The organism is Pseudomonas sp. NPDC088885, from assembly GCF_044750025.1.
In the GTDB taxonomy this organism is placed as follows: Bacteria; Pseudomonadota; Gammaproteobacteria; order Pseudomonadales; family Pseudomonadaceae; genus Aquipseudomonas; species Aquipseudomonas rustica.
In genome coordinates this window covers 1-15,966 of the sequence record NZ_JBIVJB010000098.1, presented here as the reverse complement: position 1 = coordinate 15,966, position 15,966 = coordinate 1, and the positions used below count along the sequence as shown (strand labels likewise).

10 protein-coding genes and 2 pseudogenes are annotated in these 15,966 nt (G+C 60.4%); 8 read left to right on the top strand and 4 right to left on the bottom strand.

Annotated elements, in window-relative coordinates; genetic code table 11:
* A pseudogene (locus tag ACIP1X_RS24415) lies at positions 1-791 on the top strand (translational GTPase TypA); the annotation flags it as partial.
* 194 nt (positions 792-985) lie between these two features.
* On the opposite strand, the gene ACIP1X_RS24410 reads toward ACIP1X_RS24415, so the two are convergent.
* Positions 986-1,423, bottom strand: a complete 438-nt coding sequence (locus ACIP1X_RS24410) for a YkgJ family cysteine cluster protein (RefSeq protein ID WP_008080573.1) — start codon at positions 1,421-1,423, stop codon at positions 986-988.
* A gap of 260 nt (positions 1,424-1,683) precedes the next feature.
* On the opposite strand from ACIP1X_RS24410, the gene ACIP1X_RS24405 reads away from it, so the two are divergent.
* From ACIP1X_RS24405 to ACIP1X_RS24385, 5 genes are all read left to right on the top strand, one after another.
* A complete protein-coding gene (locus tag ACIP1X_RS24405; protein WP_212549948.1) occupies positions 1,684-4,134 on the top strand; it encodes a glycogen/starch/alpha-glucan phosphorylase in 2,451 nt (816 codons plus the stop codon).
* A gap of 254 nt (positions 4,135-4,388) precedes the next feature.
* On the top strand, positions 4,389-7,973 hold the full coding sequence (locus ACIP1X_RS24400; protein WP_400755506.1) for a DUF2339 domain-containing protein: 3,585 nt from the start codon (positions 4,389-4,391) through the stop codon (positions 7,971-7,973).
* On the top strand, positions 7,970-9,334 hold the full coding sequence (locus tag ACIP1X_RS24395) for a DUF3999 domain-containing protein (RefSeq protein ID WP_400755505.1): 1,365 nt from the start codon (positions 7,970-7,972) through the stop codon (positions 9,332-9,334). Before ACIP1X_RS24400 ends, ACIP1X_RS24395 begins: the two co-directional genes overlap by 4 nt.
* Before the next feature lie 342 nt (positions 9,335-9,676).
* Entirely contained in the window at positions 9,677-10,687 is a 1,011-nt protein-coding gene (locus tag ACIP1X_RS24390; protein ID WP_007909265.1) for a class 1 fructose-bisphosphatase, read from the top strand.
* 3 nt (positions 10,688-10,690) lie between these two features.
* Positions 10,691-11,293, top strand: coding sequence for a DUF924 family protein (locus ACIP1X_RS24385; protein ID WP_400755503.1), 603 nt, complete (start codon positions 10,691-10,693; stop codon positions 11,291-11,293).
* A gap of 133 nt (positions 11,294-11,426) precedes the next feature.
* Here the strand turns inward: ACIP1X_RS24385 and ACIP1X_RS24380 are convergent, their stop codons facing one another.
* Both ACIP1X_RS24380 and ACIP1X_RS24375 read right to left on the bottom strand, forming a co-directional pair.
* Positions 11,427-12,191 (bottom strand): methyl-accepting chemotaxis protein, encoded by a 765-nt coding sequence (locus ACIP1X_RS24380; protein ID WP_371262350.1) that lies wholly within the window; start codon positions 12,189-12,191, stop codon positions 11,427-11,429.
* Positions 12,192-12,284: 93 nt separating this feature from the next.
* Positions 12,285-13,307 (bottom strand): annotated as a pseudogene (locus ACIP1X_RS24375) (cache domain-containing protein); the annotation flags it as partial.
* A 294-nt stretch (positions 13,308-13,601) separates the two neighbouring features.
* Between ACIP1X_RS24375 and ACIP1X_RS24370 the strand changes: the two are divergent.
* Complete coding sequence (locus ACIP1X_RS24370) at positions 13,602-13,856, top strand: hypothetical protein (RefSeq protein ID WP_053116610.1); 255 nt, start codon at positions 13,602-13,604, stop codon at positions 13,854-13,856.
* Positions 13,857-13,886: 30 nt separating this feature from the next.
* Entirely contained in the window at positions 13,887-14,456 is a 570-nt protein-coding gene (locus ACIP1X_RS24365; protein ID WP_159811596.1) for a lipocalin family protein, read from the top strand.
* A gap of 122 nt (positions 14,457-14,578) precedes the next feature.
* Here ACIP1X_RS24365 and ACIP1X_RS24360 read toward each other — a convergent pair whose 3' ends face one another.
* A complete protein-coding gene (locus tag ACIP1X_RS24360; protein WP_400755502.1) occupies positions 14,579-15,943 on the bottom strand; it encodes a formimidoylglutamate deiminase in 1,365 nt (454 codons plus the stop codon).
* Positions 15,944-15,966 lie beyond the last annotated feature (23 nt).

The window sequence follows — 15,966 nt, the reverse complement described above, 5'->3', positions numbered from 1 at the left end:
CACTGCGCGTTGAAGAAGGCGACTCGGCTGACAAGTTCAAGGTTTCCGGCCGTGGTGAGCTGCACCTCTCGGTACTGATCGAAACCATGCGTCGCGAAGGCTTCGAGCTGGCCCTGGGCCGTCCGGAAGTAATCATTCGTGAAGTGAATGGCGTTAAACAAGAACCGTTCGAAAACGTAACCATCGACATCCCTGAAGATTCGCAGGGCAAGGTCATGGAAGAGATGGGTCTGCGTAAAGGCGACCTGACCAACATGGTTCCGGATGGTAAGGGCCGTGTTCGTCTGGAATACAACATCCCTGCTCGCGGTCTGATCGGTTTCCGTAACCAGTTCCTGACCCTGACCAACGGTGCTGGCATCCTGACCTCGATCTTCGATCGTTACGACACCGTCAAGTCGGGCCACATGTCCGGCCGTCAGAACGGCGTTCTGGTTTCGGTTGAAACCGGTAAGGCACTGACCTACTCGCTGGAAACCCTGCAGGCTCGTGGCAAGCTGTTCGTAGAACACGGTCAAGAGATCTACAACGGTCAAATCGTTGGTCAGAACAGCCGTGACAACGACCTGGGCGTTAACCCTACCAAGGGCAAGAAGCTCGACAACATGCGTGCTTCGGGTAAAGACGAAACCATCGCTCTGGTTCCACCTGTTCGCTTCACTCTGGAACAGGCTCTGGAATACATCCAGGAAGACGAGCTGTGCGAAGTAACTCCTAAGTCCATCCGTCTTCGCAAGAAGATCCTGGACGAAAGCGAGCGTACCCGCGCTGCCAAGAAAGCCAAAAACTGAGTCATTAGTTCAGGCTGAATGAAAACGCCCCCGGTCGCGAGACCGGGGGCGTTTTTGTTTGTCCGGGATTTTAGTGGTGTTTGTACTGGCCCCTTCGCGAGCAAGCTTTGCTCCTACAAGCATCAGCGATCCCTTGTAGGAGCAAAGCTTGCTCGCGAAGGCGGCCGATCAGCCGCCGAAATTCTCAGGTCAGATCAAAACTTCTCGATCGCGCGAAAATTCTGCTCGCGCACCACTTCCTTCGGCTTGTACGCGCAATACCCCGGCCGTGGCCCGATCTTCGGGTGATTGCGGCAGGTGTCCGGGCGCTTGTCATAAATGGTGCACAGGCGGCTCTTACGATCCAGGTAGTAGCAATCGTTGTTGCTCATGCGCTGCAGGGTGAAGATCCCGGACTTCTGATTGAAACGCTCGACCAGGCCTTCCTTTTGCAAACGCTTGGCGATGTTCTTCGGCGGGTCGCCCAGTTCGAACTCGTCGACCACGCCGATGCGCACCAGATCCTTGATCTTCACCTCAACCGGCAGCGTGCAGCAGCTGGATATGCAGGAACCGCACATCGGGGCTGAGTATTTTGCCCACGTATCGAGACGATCGATCTCGGCGGCGGCAATCAGGTTGGGCTTCATCATCGGGAGTTACCAGGCGTGTGTGCATCAGGGCGCGCGATCATACCGGGACTGGTGGATTTTTGAACAACCTTTCGCCAGATTTTTTCTGCATGCAGGCACTTTGCCGGAGAATTCGGCACGGCCCCTGCATTCATTAGCCCATCCGCCAGGGTAATGCCGGGCCAGCTCACAGTCTCAGGAAATACTGCCGAACCAGAGCTTCGACCGTCGGTCAGACCGTCTAGGCTCAGACAATTCCCAGCTCGCTCGAGGTCCTATCGATGACTCAAGAACCACTAGTTCGCGAAGCAGAGGTGGCCGCATTCCGCGATGCCGTCCTGACCAAGCTCACCTATGCCGTGGGCAAAGACCCCGATCACGCCTTCGACCATGACTGGTTCGAAGCCATCGCTTTGGCTGCGCGCGATCACATGGTCGAACACTGGATGGACCACACCCGGCAGATTTATCGCAAAGGCCAGAAGCGGGTGTATTACCTCTCGCTGGAATTCCTTATCGGCCGTTTGCTCTACGACAGCCTCAGCAACCTCGGCTTGCTCGACGTCGCCCGTGAAGCGCTGACCGAACTCGGCGTGGATCTGGAACGCATCCGCTTGCTCGAGCCTGACGCGGCGCTCGGCAACGGCGGCCTCGGTCGTCTGGCAGCGTGCTTCATGGAAAGTATGTCGACCCTCGGCATCGCCGGCCACGGCTACGGCATTCGCTATGAACACGGCTTGTTCCGCCAGGCCATCGTCGACGGCTGGCAGCAGGAACAGACCGAGCACTGGCTGGATTTCGGTAACCCGTGGGAGTTTGAACGGCCAGAGGTTGTGTACTCCATCGGCTTCGGTGGCAGCGTCGAAACGGTCACCGACGTTTCCGGCAAATCCAAACAAGTCTGGTCGCCGGCGGAAACCGTGCGCGCCATTGCCTATGACACGCCGGTGGTCGGCTGGCGCGGGGCGAGCGTCAACACCTTGCGTCTGTGGCGTGCGCGCGCCATGGAAGATTTGCACCTTGAGCGCTTCAACGCCGGTGACCATTTGGGCGCGGTCGCCGAAGTCGCCCGCGCGGAAAGTATCTCCCGCGTGCTCTACCCGGCGGACAGCACTGAAGCAGGGCAAGAGCTGCGCCTGCGTCAGGAATATTTCTTCGTCGCCGCTTCGCTGCAGGATCTGCTGCGCCGTCATCGCAACATGCACACCTCAGTGCTGACCCTCGGTGATCACGCGGCGATCCAGCTCAACGACACCCACCCTTCGATTGCGGTCGCCGAACTGATGCGCCAATTGGTCGACGTCTACGACGTGGCGTGGGATGCGGCGTGGCAAGTCACCGTCGACACGCTGTCGTACACCAACCACACGTTGCTGCCGGAAGCCCTGGAAACCTGGCCGGTGGGGTTGATGGAGCGCATGCTGCCGCGACACATGCAGATCATTTACCTGATCAACGCGCAGCACATCGATTCGCTGCGCGCCAAGGGCATACACGATTTCGACGTGCTGCGCGCGGTGTCGCTGATCGAAGAAGACAACGGTCGCCGCGTGCGCATGGGCAACCTCGCGTTCCTCGGTTCGCACAGCGTCAACGGTGTATCCGGATTGCACACGCAGCTGATGCGTAAAACCGTGTTCGCCGAACTGCACAAGCTCTACCCGGAGCGGATCAACAACAAAACCAACGGCATTACTTTCCGCCGCTGGCTGTATCAGGCCAACTCGGAACTGACCTCGATGCTGGTCGACGCATTGGGCCCGGATCTGCTGGATAACGCGGAAGAGCGCTTGCTCGATCTTGAACCGTTCGCCGAGAAGCCTGCGTTCCGCAAAGCTTTCGCCGAACAGCGCCTGCACAGCAAAAAAGCGCTGGCTTATCTGATTCATGAACGCTTGGGCATTGCCGTCAATCCGGCGGCGATGTTCGACGTGCAGGTCAAACGGATCCACGAATACAAACGCCAGTTGCTCAACCTGCTGCACACCGTGGCGTTGTATCAGGCGATTCGCGCCGAGCCGGAAGTCGACTGGGTGCCACGGGTGAAAATCTTCGCCGGTAAAGCGGCGGCGAGTTATCACCAGGCCAAACTGATCATCAAACTGACCAACGACATCGCCCGGGTGGTGAATAACGATCCGACGGTGCGTGGCCTGCTGAAAGTGGTGTTCCTGCCCAACTACAACGTCAGCCTGGCGGAGAGCATCATTCCGGCCGCGGACTTGTCCGAGCAGATTTCCACTGCCGGTTTCGAGGCGTCGGGCACCAGCAACATGAAGTTCGGCCTCAACGGCGCGCTGACCATCGGCACGCTGGACGGCGCCAACGTGGAAATGTGCGAGCGCATTGGTGCCGAGCACATGTTCATCTTCGGTCTCAGCGCCCAGCAGGTGGAGGCGCGTAAACAGAACCACGAGTTCAGCGCCTTGCCGGACATCGCCGCGTCGCATCGTTTGAACGATGTGTTGCAAGCGATCCGCAGTGGGGTGTTCTCGCCGGACGATACTTCGCGCTACACCGGGTTGATCGACTCGCTGGTGGATTACGACCGCTTCCTGGTCTGCGCCGATTTCGACTCGTACTGGGAAGCGCAGAAACGCGTCGAAGCGCATTGGCACGACAGCAACAACTGGTGGCGTTCGGCGGTGCTCAACACGGCGCGGATGGGCTGGTTCTCGTCAGACCGGACGATTCGTGAGTACGCCACGGAGATCTGGAAAGCACTGGAGTAATTTTCCGCAACAAATCTACGCAAGTCCCAACGTTTGTTGGGCCGCATCGATATACTGAGCGCCGGTTACCGGCTGCTCTAGTCACCACCGATCCAATGTGGGAGCGAGCCTGCTCGCGAAGCGGTAGTCAGGTTAAACAGAAATGTTGCCTGACAAACCGCTTTCGCGAGCAGGCTCGCTCCCACAGGGTTTGTGCCTAGACTGAAGCAATCGCCGGACTCGCCCCGTCTTGGGGCTGCTTAGGGATATCGACCATGCAATGGATGTTCATGTTGATCGGGCTGGTGCTCGGCTGGCTGCTCGACGAGTCGTTCAGTGATGCGCTGTTGGGCGCGTTGCTGGGGCTGGTGATCGGGCAGACGCTGCGCATTGCTCGGCTTGGCTCGCAAGCGGCTGAGCAACAGCAGCAACTTGAACAGGCTAAAGTCGCGTTACAGGGCGTTGAGCAGCGGCTGTTCCTGCTGGAAGGCGCGCCGGTTCGTGCCGCACCATCACCGAGTGCAGCACCGGTTGCCGAGCCAGTCGCAGACCCCATCAAAACCGTCGAAGAAGCCCCAGCCCCTGAATTGGTCTGGGAACTGCCCCCCGAACTCGAACCGATTTCCGCCGTCGCCAGCGAAACCAGCCAACCGCTGCCTGCCGATGTCTGGAATCTCGACGCCGTTACTCCTGAACCACAAAAACCCGCCGAACCCCGTGGCCCGAACCTTATCGAGCGCGGCATCAGTGCTGCGCGCAATTGGCTGTTCGGCGGCAACACCGTGCTGCGCGTGGGCGTGGTGTTGCTGTTTTTCGGCTTGGCGTTCCTGCTGCGTTACGCCACCGAAGGCATGGTCGTGCCGATCGAGTTGCGTTACGCCGGTGTCGCAGCCGCCGCGCTGGGCTTGCTCGCGCTGGGCTGGTGGCTACGCAATCGCAACAGTAATTACGCATTGATGCTGCAAGGCACCGGGATCGCGGTGTTGTACCTGACGGTATTTGCGGCGATGCGTCTGCATCCGCTGCTCGATCCTTCTGCCGCGCTTGGATTGCTGGTCGCGGTCACGGTGTTCTCGGCGATTCTGGCGATCACCCAGGATGCGCTGGGCCTGGCTGCCGTAGCCGCATTGGGCGGTTTCGCCGCGCCGATCCTGACCTCGACCGGCGCCGGTAACCATGTCGCGCTGTTCAGTTATTTCGCGTTGCTCAACGCCGGTATTCTCGCCATCGCCTGGTTCAAGGCCTGGCGGCTGCTCAACCTGATCGGCTTCGTCGGCACCTTCGGCATCGGTTTCGCCTGGGGCTTGCGTTCGTATGCGCCGGAGCTGTTGTGGAGCACCGAGCCGTTTCTGATTCTGTTCTTCCTGATGTACCTCGGCATCGGCCTGTTGTTTGCCCGACGCAAATTGCTTGATATGCCCGATGCCCCTGCGGACGGCGACCGTGATGCCTTGCTGCACTGGTCGGCGCGCAAGGGCGATTACGTCGACGGGACGATGCTGTTCGGCCCGCCGATCATTGGTTTCGGTTTGCAGTTTGCGTTGGTGCAGCATCTGGAGTTCGCCGCCGCGTTCAGCGCGCTGGCGCTCGGCATGATTTACATGGCGCTGGCCAAGGTGTTGATGGGTGGCCGCGCGGCGTTGCTGGGCGAAACCTGTCTGGCACTCGGGGTGATTTTCGCCAGTCTGGCGATTCCGCTGGGGCTGGATGCGCGCTGGACCTCGGCGGCGTGGGCCGTGGAAGGTGCGGGGATTTTCTGGCTCGGTTTGCGTCAGCATCGACCGTTCGCGCGGGCGTTCGCGTTGCTGCTGCAACTGGGCTCGGCGCTGGCGTTTCTCAGTCAGTTGCGGGTTGGCGAAAGCAGCCTGCTCGACGGTGCTCCGCTCGGCGCGTTGATGCTCGGCAGCGCTTTGCTGTTCAGCTTTTATCAACTGCGCAAGGCCTCGGCGGAGCAGGCTTCGCCATGGGAGCGCCAAGGCCTGCCAGTGTTGGCCTGTCTGGGCCTGACCTTCCTCTACCTGCTGGCGCCGCTGTTTTTCTTCACGCAGGGCACGGCGATCAGTTGGGCGCTGGCCGGGTTGGTGACGTTGTTCGTCGGCCTGCGGATTCAGTCGCGCACGTTCCTGTTCACCGCGTTTGCCGTGCAATTGCTCGGCGGCGCGTTGTTCCTCTTGCGTCTGCAAGGCGCGGGCGAGGATTCAGCGGCGGTGTTCAGCGCCGGTTGGAGCGGTTTGCTCAGTGCTTCGCTGATTGGTCTGGCGTTGATCGCCGGCATGCTGTTGGCGGCTCGCGATGAAATGGTGCGTAGCGATGTGCGCCTGCTGCGTGGTTTGTCGGTGGTGTTGTTGGCCGGTCTGGTGCTGATCAATCTGGCGGTGCTGTTCGTGCTGCCGTGGCAAACCGCGAGCGCGGTGTGGGCCGCGAGTGGTTTGTTGATCATCTGGCTGAGCCTGTACCTCAAGCAGCGCGTGAGTTTTGTCTTCGGTCTTTTATTGCAGTTGATTGGTGGCGCGGCGTTTCTGTTCGCAGGCCCGGAACTGCTCGGGCCGCTGTCCAGCGAAGGACTGAAACCGCTGGCCCACGGCGGATTCTGGACGCCGCTGGTGCTGGGGCTGGCCGCGATGATCGGTGCGTGGCGCCTGCAACTGGGCAATCACGCTTCGGCGTTCGATGCGTTGAGTGTGCAGCGTTTGTCCGAAGTTTTGCTGGTGTGGGGCGCGGGTTGGTGGGTGCTGGCGTGGGTCAGTGAAGTGCTGCGTTTTGCTACGCCGAATCTGCAAGGCACGTTGCTGCTGTTGGTTGCAGCGGTGAGCGTGGCGTTGTGGACGGTGTTGTCGCTGCGCCTGAAATGGCCGGCGCTGGGTTTGCTTTGCACCTTGCTGATTCCGGCGGCGGGGCTGGTGTTGCTCGCTGCCTGGCATTCGCGTTATCACCCGGCGGCCGATTTCGGTTGGCTGGCGTGGTCGGCAGTGTTCGCCGTGCATTTCTTCAGTCTGCGCCGCTTGGCGCCGATGTTGCCGGCGCGCGCTTTGAGCACCGCGCATGTGCTCGGCTGCTGGCTATTGATCGGCGCACTGGCGCTGGAATTGCGCTTCGGCCTGCTGTTGTTGTCCGAGCAATACAACGCCTGGCGCTGGTTGGGCTGGGCGATTCTGCCGAGCCTGTATCTGCTGATGGCGGCGGCACCGCGCGCCTGGCCGTGGCCGGTCGCAGCGTTTGCCCGCGAGTACCGCTTGTACGCCGCTGCGCCGTTGGCGGTGCTGATGCTCGCGTGGTTCTGGCTGGCGAATGGCGTCAGCGATGGCAATGCCGAACCGTTGCCGTACGTGCCGCTGCTCAACCCGTTGGAGTTGGGTTTGCTGTTCGCGCTGTTCGGCGTTTATGTGTGGTCGCGCAGTGCGGTTTCGCAGGTGTCGATTCGTCAGGACTACGCCGAATACGCGACGCAATTGATCGCCGGGGTTTCGCTGTTCGCCTTCTGCACGGCGTTGGTCACCCGCGCCGCGCACCATTGGGCGGGAATTCCGTTCGAGCTGGATACGCTGCTCGCTTCGATGCTGGTGCAGGCGGGCTTGTCCATCGTCTGGACGCTGATGGCGCTGGGGCTGATGATCGGCGGGCATCTGCGTCATCGTCGCGAAGTGTGGCTGATCGGCGCGGCGCTGATTGCGCTGGTCGTGGCCAAACTGATTTTTGTCGAATTGAGCAACCGTGGCGGCCTCGCCCGGATCGTCTCGTTTATCGGCGTGGGCGTGTTGCTGCTGGTGGTCGGCTATTTCGCGCCGCTGCCGCCCAAACGCGTCGACGCTGACCCGGCGGCGGACAAACCGGCCCCGGACACCGAAGGAGTTTCATCTTGAGTCGCATGCTGAATCTGGGTTGGTTGGCGTTGGGTGTGGTGATGGCTGCCGGCGCCCAGGAAAAACCGGCGGACTTCGCCACGCAAGTGCCGCTGTCGGTCAGCGGCGACGGGCCGTGGTATCGCCTCGAACTGCCGCTGAATGTGCAATTGCAGGCGCGCCAGACCGATCTCAGTGACCTGCGCGTGTTCAACGCCGCCGGCGAAGCGCAGGCGTACGCCTTGGCGCGCGAATCGGCACAGACCCGCGATGACGGTCAGTTGCACGAGGTGAAGTGGTTCCCGCTGTACAACGCCGCCGATTCGAATGAACACGTGCCGAACGTGCGCGTGCAGTCGACCACCAACGGCACGCTGGTCGAAGTGCAGCCGTCGAGTCAGCTGGAGGCGGGCGAGGAAGTGCTGCGCGGTTGGCTGCTCGATGCCAGCGCGATCAAGGCGCCGTTGCAGCAGTTGATCCTCGACTGGACCAGCGAGCGCGATGGCTTTCAGCGTTTCAGCATCGAAGCCAGTGATGACTTGCAGCACTGGCAGCCGTGGGGCGAGGGCCAGGTCGCGCGCCTGACGTTTTCCGATGAGCGCATCGAGCAGCACGAAGTGACGTTGCCGGGGCAATCCGCGCGCTATTTGCGCCTGTTGTGGGATTCGCCGAGTTCGGCGCCGACCATCACCTCGGCACAGTTGAAAAGCAGCGATCCGCGCAACGTGCCGCTGCCGTTGGTCTGGTCGCAAGCGTTGTCCGGCAGCAGCACCAAGGCTGGCGAGTACAGCTGGCAGTTGCCCATGGGGCTGAACGTCGAGCGCGTGCAGGTCGAGCTGAAACAACCGAACAGTCTGGCGCCGGTGACACTGGCCGGGCGCCGCGAAAGCAGCTTGCCGTGGCAGGAACTGAGCAACGGTTTGCTGTATCGCCTGACGCAGAATGGCCAGGATGTGGTGCAGAATGAATTGCAGCTCTACGGGCAAACCGTGCAGCAGTTGAAGTTGATGGTGGATGAGCGCGGCGGTGGTCTGGGTGAGCAGGCGCCGAGTTTGAAATATGCGGTGCGCGCGACCCAGGTGATTTTCCTTGCGCGCGGCGAGGGGCCGTACAGTCTGGCGGTGGGCAATGCGACGGTGAAAACGGCGAATCTGCCGTTGGCGACGCTGATTCCGGATTTCAAACCGGAGAAGTTGGCGGGGCTGGGTAAGGCTGCGGTGCAGGGGGAAGTGGTGGCGACGCAGACTTCGACGGCCACGACGGCGGCGGTGGCTGAGACCAATTGGAAGAAGATCGGGTTGTGGGCGGTGTTGTTGCTGAGTGTGGTGTTTTTGGGGGCGATGGCGTTTAGTTTGTTGCGCAAGCCTCCAACCAGCAACTGAGAATGGCTGGCGCTGCGCGCCATTCGCGAGCAGGCTCGCTCCCACATTGGTTCTTCAGTGGCCACCAATTCAGCGGTCACCCCCGATTCCCTGTGGGAGCGAGCCTGCTCGCGAAAGCGGCGTGTCAGCCAATACATATTCCGAACTGATCAATCAACCACCAGCCACATCGGTCCGATTTCCAACTACGCTAAATCCGCTACCTGAACTCTCCACCGACAATCACGTCTCATGCAGGCAATTACACCCCAACGCACGTTACCGGGCGTCTTCGCTCGCTACGGTTTCAGACTCCCTGTAAACTGCGCGGGTTTTTAGCCCCCCATTCCACCGGAGCCGTCCATGTCCCGCGTTACCCTGAGTCGCTATTTGATTGAGCAGACCCGCAGCAATAACACTCCTGCCGATCTGCGTTTCCTGATCGAAGTGGTCGCGCGTGCTTGCAAAGAAATCAGCCACGCCGTGTCCAAAGGCGCCCTGGGTGGTGTTCTGGGCAGCATGGGCACTGAAAACGTCCAAGGCGAAGTGCAGAAGAAACTCGACGTGATCTCCAACGAGATCCTGCTCGAAGCCAACGAATGGGGCGGCCACCTGGCCGGCATGGCGTCCGAAGAAATGGACAATGCCTACCAGATCCCGGGTAAATACCCGAAAGGCGCGTACCTGCTGGTATTCGACCCACTGGACGGCTCGTCGAACATCGACATCAACGCCCCGGTCGGCACCATCTTCTCCGTACTGCGTTGCCCGAACGAATACCTGAGCCAGAACGAGCCGCTGAACGAGAAAGCGTTCCTGCAGCCAGGCACTCAGCAAGTTGCCGCCGGTTACGCGATCTACGGCCCGCAAACCATGCTGGTACTGACCCTCGGCGACGGCGTCAAAGGCTTCACCCTGGATCGCGAAATGGGCAGCTTCGTGCTCACTCACGAAGACATCACCATTCCTGAATCGACCCAGGAATTCGCCATCAACATGTCCAACCAGCGTCACTGGGAAGCCCCGGTACAACGTTACGTTGGCGAACTGTTGGCCGGTGAAGAAGGTCCGCTGAAAAAGAACTACAACATGCGTTGGGTCGCGGCGATGGTTGCCGACGTACACCGCATCCTGACCCGTGGCGGTCTGTTCATGTACCCGCGCGACAGCCGTGAGCCATCCAAGCCAGGCAAACTGCGTCTGATGTACGAAGCCAACCCGATGTCGTTCCTCGTGGAACAAGCGGGCGGCGCGTCCACCGACGGTCACCAGCGCATCCTCGACATCCAGCCTGAAGGCCTGCACCAGCGCGTAGCGGTGTTCCTCGGCTCGAAAGAAGAAGTCGCACGCGCTACGGCTTACCACAAGGAATAAACCATGACCGCGCCTTGGCAGCCGTTGCTCGATTGGTGGTTCGGACACGCCGAATCACCGGACGAGATATCGGCTGACAAGGGCAAGTTATGGTTCGGTAAGCGAGACAGCCAAGACCTCGAAGCGCAGACGCGTTTCGGGGTCTATGTCGATCAGGCCCTGGCCGGCGAATTGACCGAGTGGACGCAACGTCCCGAAGGTTGGCTGGCGCTGGTGCTCCTGCTCGATCAATTGCCGCGAATGATCTTTCGCGACACCCCCAAAGCGTTTTCCGGTGATCTGCGCGCGCAGAAACTCGTCGCCCAAGGCATTGCCGCGGATTTTGATCGGCAGCTGAAACCGATCCAGCGAGTGTTTATTTATCTGGTGTTCGAACACTGCGAAAACCTCGCGGTGCAAAACGAGGCGGTCTCCCGGTTTATCGAACTGGTGGCTGAACAGCCGGAAGCGCAGCGCGCGGTGTTTGCCGATAACCTGGATTATGCCGAACGGCATCAGAAAGTGATCGCGCGGTTTGGCCGGTTTCCGCATCGCAATGCGGTGTTGGGGCGGGAGTCTACGGTGGAGGAATTGGTGTTTCTTTCCGAACCAGGTTCCAGGTTCTAAATCTTCGTTGCAGCTGATGCCGCTTTCGCGAGCAAGCCCGCTCCCACAGGGTTTTGTGGTGTAACACACATTGTGTGAGCACCGAAGATCCCTGTGGGAGCGGGCTTGCTCGCGAAGAGGCCGGTGGTAGCCCTTAAATCCTGAAACTACCCACCAACTGCTTGAGACGCGCCGCCTGCTGCTCCAGATCCGAGCAAGCCCGCAACGTCGCCTGCAGGTTCTCCACACCTTCCTGATTCAGCGTGTTGATCTCGTTGATATCGACATTGATCGACTCGACCACAGCGGTCTGCTCTTCAGTCGCGGTCGCCACCGACTGGTTCATCCCGTCGATTTCACCAATACGCTGAGTAACGCTGCCCAAGCGCTCGCCGGCCTGGTTGGCGATGCCGACGCTGCTTTCGCTCTCGCGCTGGCTCTCGGTCATGATGCTCACAGCCTGACGCGCGCCGACCTGCAGTTCTTCGATCATCTTCTGCACTTGCTGCGCCGAGTCCTGAGTGCGGTGCGCGAGGTTACGCACTTCATCGGCAACCACGGCAAAACCACGACCGGCTTCACCGGCACGCGCCGCTTCGATCGCAGCGTTGAGTGCGAGCAGGTTGGTTTGCTGCGAGATGCTGGTGATCACTTCGAGAATCTGGCCAATGTTCACCGTGTTGGCGTTCAGCGTTTCGATGTTGCCGCAGGAGTCGCTGATCTTCGCCGACAGCTGTTGCATGGCCGAAATGGTTTTATCCACCACCTGCTGACCGTCCACCGCGAGGCTGCGCGCATCGCTGGAATGCTGCGAGGCGAGCGCGGCGTTCTGGGCGATTTCCTGCGCGGCGGCGCCGAGCTGATTGATCGCGGCCGCGACGCTGTTGGTGCGGGTGGCTTGCTGATCCGAGTTGTACATCGACGAGTTCGACGCCGCGACTACGCGCAGGGCGACTTCGTTGACCTGGCCGGTGGCCGAGGACACTTCGCGGATCGAGGTGTGGATGCGCTCAACAAAACGGTTGAACGAAGTGCCCAGCGCGCCGAATTCATCGTTGCCGTGGATCACCAGACGTTTGGTCAGATCGCCTTCACCTTCGGCGATGTCATGCATGGCGCGACCCATGGTCAGCAGCGGCTGCATCAACACGCGGATGAGCATGCCGAGCAGGGCGATGATGATCACCACGGCGATGACCATGGCGATCAGTGCCGAGGTGCGGAATTCGCTGAGCATGGCGAACGCGGTGTCTTTATCGAGCACCAGCGCCACGTACCAGTCGGCAGATGGCACACCGTTGACGTGGGTGAAGGAGATCAACTGGGTCTTGCCGTCGAACTCGACTTCCTTCAGGCCTGGAGTGACTTTCGGCGCACCGTTCGGGTAGGCCTCGGCGAGGGTCTTGAGTACCAGTTTGCTGTCCGGGTGAATCAGGATCTTGCCGTCGGCACTGACGATGAACGCGTGACCGTGACCGCCGAAGTTCAGCGAGTTGATGATCGCGCTGACGCTGGTCAGGTCGATGTCGGCACCGGCGACGCCGAGCATCTGGCCCTGACGCTGCACCGGGGTGGCGACGGTGATCACCAGTTTGCCCGAGGAGGCGGCGATGTACGGTTCGGTGACGATGGTCTGCTGCGCGCTGTTCGCCGCTTTATACCAGCCGCGTGCACGTGGGTCGTAATCCGGCGCGCGGTTGCCGGCCGGCACGGAGAACATCACGCCGTCGGCACCACCGAAGTAGCTGAGCTGAAAATTGCCGGTGTAGGCGGGCAGGTCGATGATGCGTTTGAGGCTGGCCGGGGCGTTGCCGTCGACTACCACTTGCTGGGACATCGATTGCAGCAATTGAATGCGGCTTTCCAGCCAGGTCTGGATGTTGCTGGTGGTCAGGCTGCCCAGTTCCTGCATCGACGCTTCGGTGCTGCTGCTCAGCGCTTCGCGCTGTCGATAGTCGTTGAAGAAAATGAAACAGGCGAACGCAACGGCCACCACGAGGGCGGCAGCCAACAAAATCTTGTGGCTGAATTTCATGTTTCTGGTCATCGAATGAGCTACCGCGAAGGGGCTGATCAAGAAAGGGCGGCAATTTGCCACACGGGGAGGCTTTGCGCTGCTCTTGTTTCGACCGGGGCGCGCCAAAGATTAGGCCTTTTTTGCGAATTGCGACGAAATGCTCAAAAGCGCGACAAAGTGTCTGATTTATCGGCAAAAGCCAGACGAGCGGAGCAATAAATAGGCGTCTCGGGAGGGAACCAGACACCACTTTTCTCTTCTAAGCTTCTGGTTGGCCCCATGCCATCCCCCTTCCGTTCCAGGAGTTACACCATGTCGCTGCGATCTATCGCCCTTTTGTCGTTCTGCGTGCTGTTGGCCGCCTGCGGCAAGATCAATCAGGAAAACTACTCGAAGCTCTCGGCCGGCATGGCCAAGACCGAAGTGGAGACCTTGTTGGGCAAACCGACCGATTGCTCGGGCGCGCTCGGCATGTCCAGTTGCACCTGGGGCGACAAAAACAGCTTTATCAGCGTGCAGTACGCCGGTGACAAAGTGCTGATGTTTTCCGGCCAAGGCCTGAAGTAAACCGGGGCCTCGCGCCCACGGAGAAGAAAAATGAAGCGGTTATTGCTTGTCCTTTTTGCCGGCCTGGTACTGGCCGGCTGCGCCACTTCCGGCGTAGATCCGTTGGCGCCGAAGACCGTCAACAGCGTCAATCTCAAGCGTTACCAAGGGACCTGGTATGAGCTGGCGCGTTTGCCGATGTACTTCCAGCGCGACTGCGCGCAATCCGAAGCGCATTACACCCTCAAGCCTGACGGCAATGTCGCGGTGCTCAATCGCTGCCTGACCCCGCAATGGCAGTGGGAAGAAGTGAAGGGCACGGCTTATCCACAAGTGCCGGGAAAAACCGACAAATTATGGGTCGAGTTCGATACCTGGTTCTCGCGTCTGATTCCGGGTGTGGCGAAAGGCGAATACTGGGTGCTGTACGTCAGCGATGACTACAAGACCGCCATCGTCGGCGACCCGAGTCGCAAGTACATGTGGCTGCTGTCGCGCACGCCGACCGTCAACGGTGTGGTGCGTGAAGAACTGCTGAGCAAGGCGCGTCAGCAGGGCTATGACACCACGCGATTGATCTGGCGAGCGTCGGATCGGCAGATGGCCAAGACCTCGAATTAAGCATCGCCACAGATCAAATGTGGGAGCGGGCTTGCTCGCGAAAGCGGTGTATCAGTCAACATTTCAGTCGACTGATACGACCTCTTCGCGAGCAAGCCCGCTCCCACATTTTTTGTTTTGTGTCAGCCCAAAAGGTCGCGCAGGACTTGGGTGAACGCGCGGGCGCTGTCCTCTTCCCCGGCATGCCGGCCATCACGCACAACCCACTGGCCATTGACCAAAACGTCACGCACCTGACGATCCCCTCCGGCAAACAACCAGCGATTCAAAATCCCGTCTCCGTTCGCCGTCGCCAGATACGGATCGTTGCCATCGAGCACAATCCAGTCCGCCCGTTTGCCAACCTCCAGCGCACCAATCGGCTGCCCCAGCGCTTGCGCGCCGCCATCCAGCGCCGCGTCATACAGCGTGCGCCCGACCATCGGCTGATCCGCGCCATACAAACGATTCCGCCGCTGATCACGCAGACGCTGGCCGTATTCCAGCCAACGCAATTCTTCCACCACACTCAGCGAGACATGGCTGTCGGAACCGATGCCCATGCGCCCACCCTGCGTGAGGAAATCCACCGCCGGGAAAATTCCGTCGCCCAGGTTGGCTTCAGTGGTCAGGCACAGCCCGGCGATGGCGCGACTCTTGGCCATCAGCGTGACCTCTTCCGGATTGGCGTGAGTGGCATGCACCAGACACCAGCGCTGATCGACTTCGGCATTCTCGTACAGCCATTGCAGCGGACGCCGACCGCTCCAGCTCAGGCAGTCATCGACTTCTTTCTGCTGTTCGGCGATGTGAATGTGAATCGGGCATTGCTTGTTGCTGGCCGCCAACACTTCGCTGATCTGCTGCGGCGTCACCGCGCGCAATGAGTGGAAGCACAGACCCAGCGACTGCGCCTTTTGCTGCGCCAACATTGGCTGCAAACGCGACTGCAGATTCAGGTAATTTTCGGTGCTGTTGATAAACCGACGCTGACCATCATTCGGCGTCTGGCCGCCAAAACCGGAGTGGCTGTAGAGCACCGGCAGCAAGGTCAGCCCGATGCCGCTTTCACTCGCCGCCTGACTGATACGCAACGCCAGTTCAGCCGGATCGGCGTACGGCTGACCATTGCTGTCGTGGTGCACGTAATGAAATTCGGCGACAGAGGTGTAACCGGCCTTGAGCATTTCGATGTACAGCTGGCGGGCGATCACACCGAGCTGATCCGGGCTGATTTTTCCGACGAGGCGATACATCAGATCGCGCCATGTCCAGAAACTGTCGTTCGGGTTGCCGGCCACTTCGGCCAGTCCGGCCATCGCACGCTGGAAGGCGTGGGAGTGCAGATTGGGCATCCCCGGCAGCAACGGCCCGCTCAGTCGTTCGGCGCCATCTGCGGTGGAATCGGCCTGGATTTGGGTCAGCAGGCCCTCGGCGCTGACCTCAAGACGTACATTGTTGGCCCATCCGTTAGGCAGCAGCGCGCGTTCGGCAAAGAAGGCGGACATGGTTCAGCACCCCATCGTGTGTT

Excerpts from the sequence above, each read along its gene's own strand:
- ACIP1X_RS24410 (WP_008080573.1), bottom strand. The coding sequence starts at position 1,423 with ATGATGAAGCCCAACCTGATTGCCGCCGCCGAGATCGATCGTCTCGAT.
- ACIP1X_RS24405 (WP_212549948.1), top strand. The coding sequence starts at position 1,684 with ATGACTCAAGAACCACTAGTTCGCGAAGCAGAGGTGGCCGCATTCCGC.
- ACIP1X_RS24400 (WP_400755506.1), top strand. The coding sequence starts at position 4,389 with ATGCAATGGATGTTCATGTTGATCGGGCTGGTGCTCGGCTGGCTGCTC.
- ACIP1X_RS24390 (WP_007909265.1), top strand. The coding sequence starts at position 9,677 with ATGTCCCGCGTTACCCTGAGTCGCTATTTGATTGAGCAGACCCGCAGC.
- ACIP1X_RS24385 (WP_400755503.1), top strand. The coding sequence starts at position 10,691 with ATGACCGCGCCTTGGCAGCCGTTGCTCGATTGGTGGTTCGGACACGCC.
- ACIP1X_RS24380 (WP_371262350.1), bottom strand. The coding sequence starts at position 12,191 with ATGTACAACTCGGATCAGCAAGCCACCCGCACCAACAGCGTCGCGGCC.
- ACIP1X_RS24370 (WP_053116610.1), top strand. The coding sequence starts at position 13,602 with ATGTCGCTGCGATCTATCGCCCTTTTGTCGTTCTGCGTGCTGTTGGCC.
- ACIP1X_RS24365 (WP_159811596.1), top strand. The coding sequence starts at position 13,887 with ATGAAGCGGTTATTGCTTGTCCTTTTTGCCGGCCTGGTACTGGCCGGC.
- ACIP1X_RS24360 (WP_400755502.1), bottom strand. The coding sequence starts at position 15,943 with ATGTCCGCCTTCTTTGCCGAACGCGCGCTGCTGCCTAACGGATGGGCC.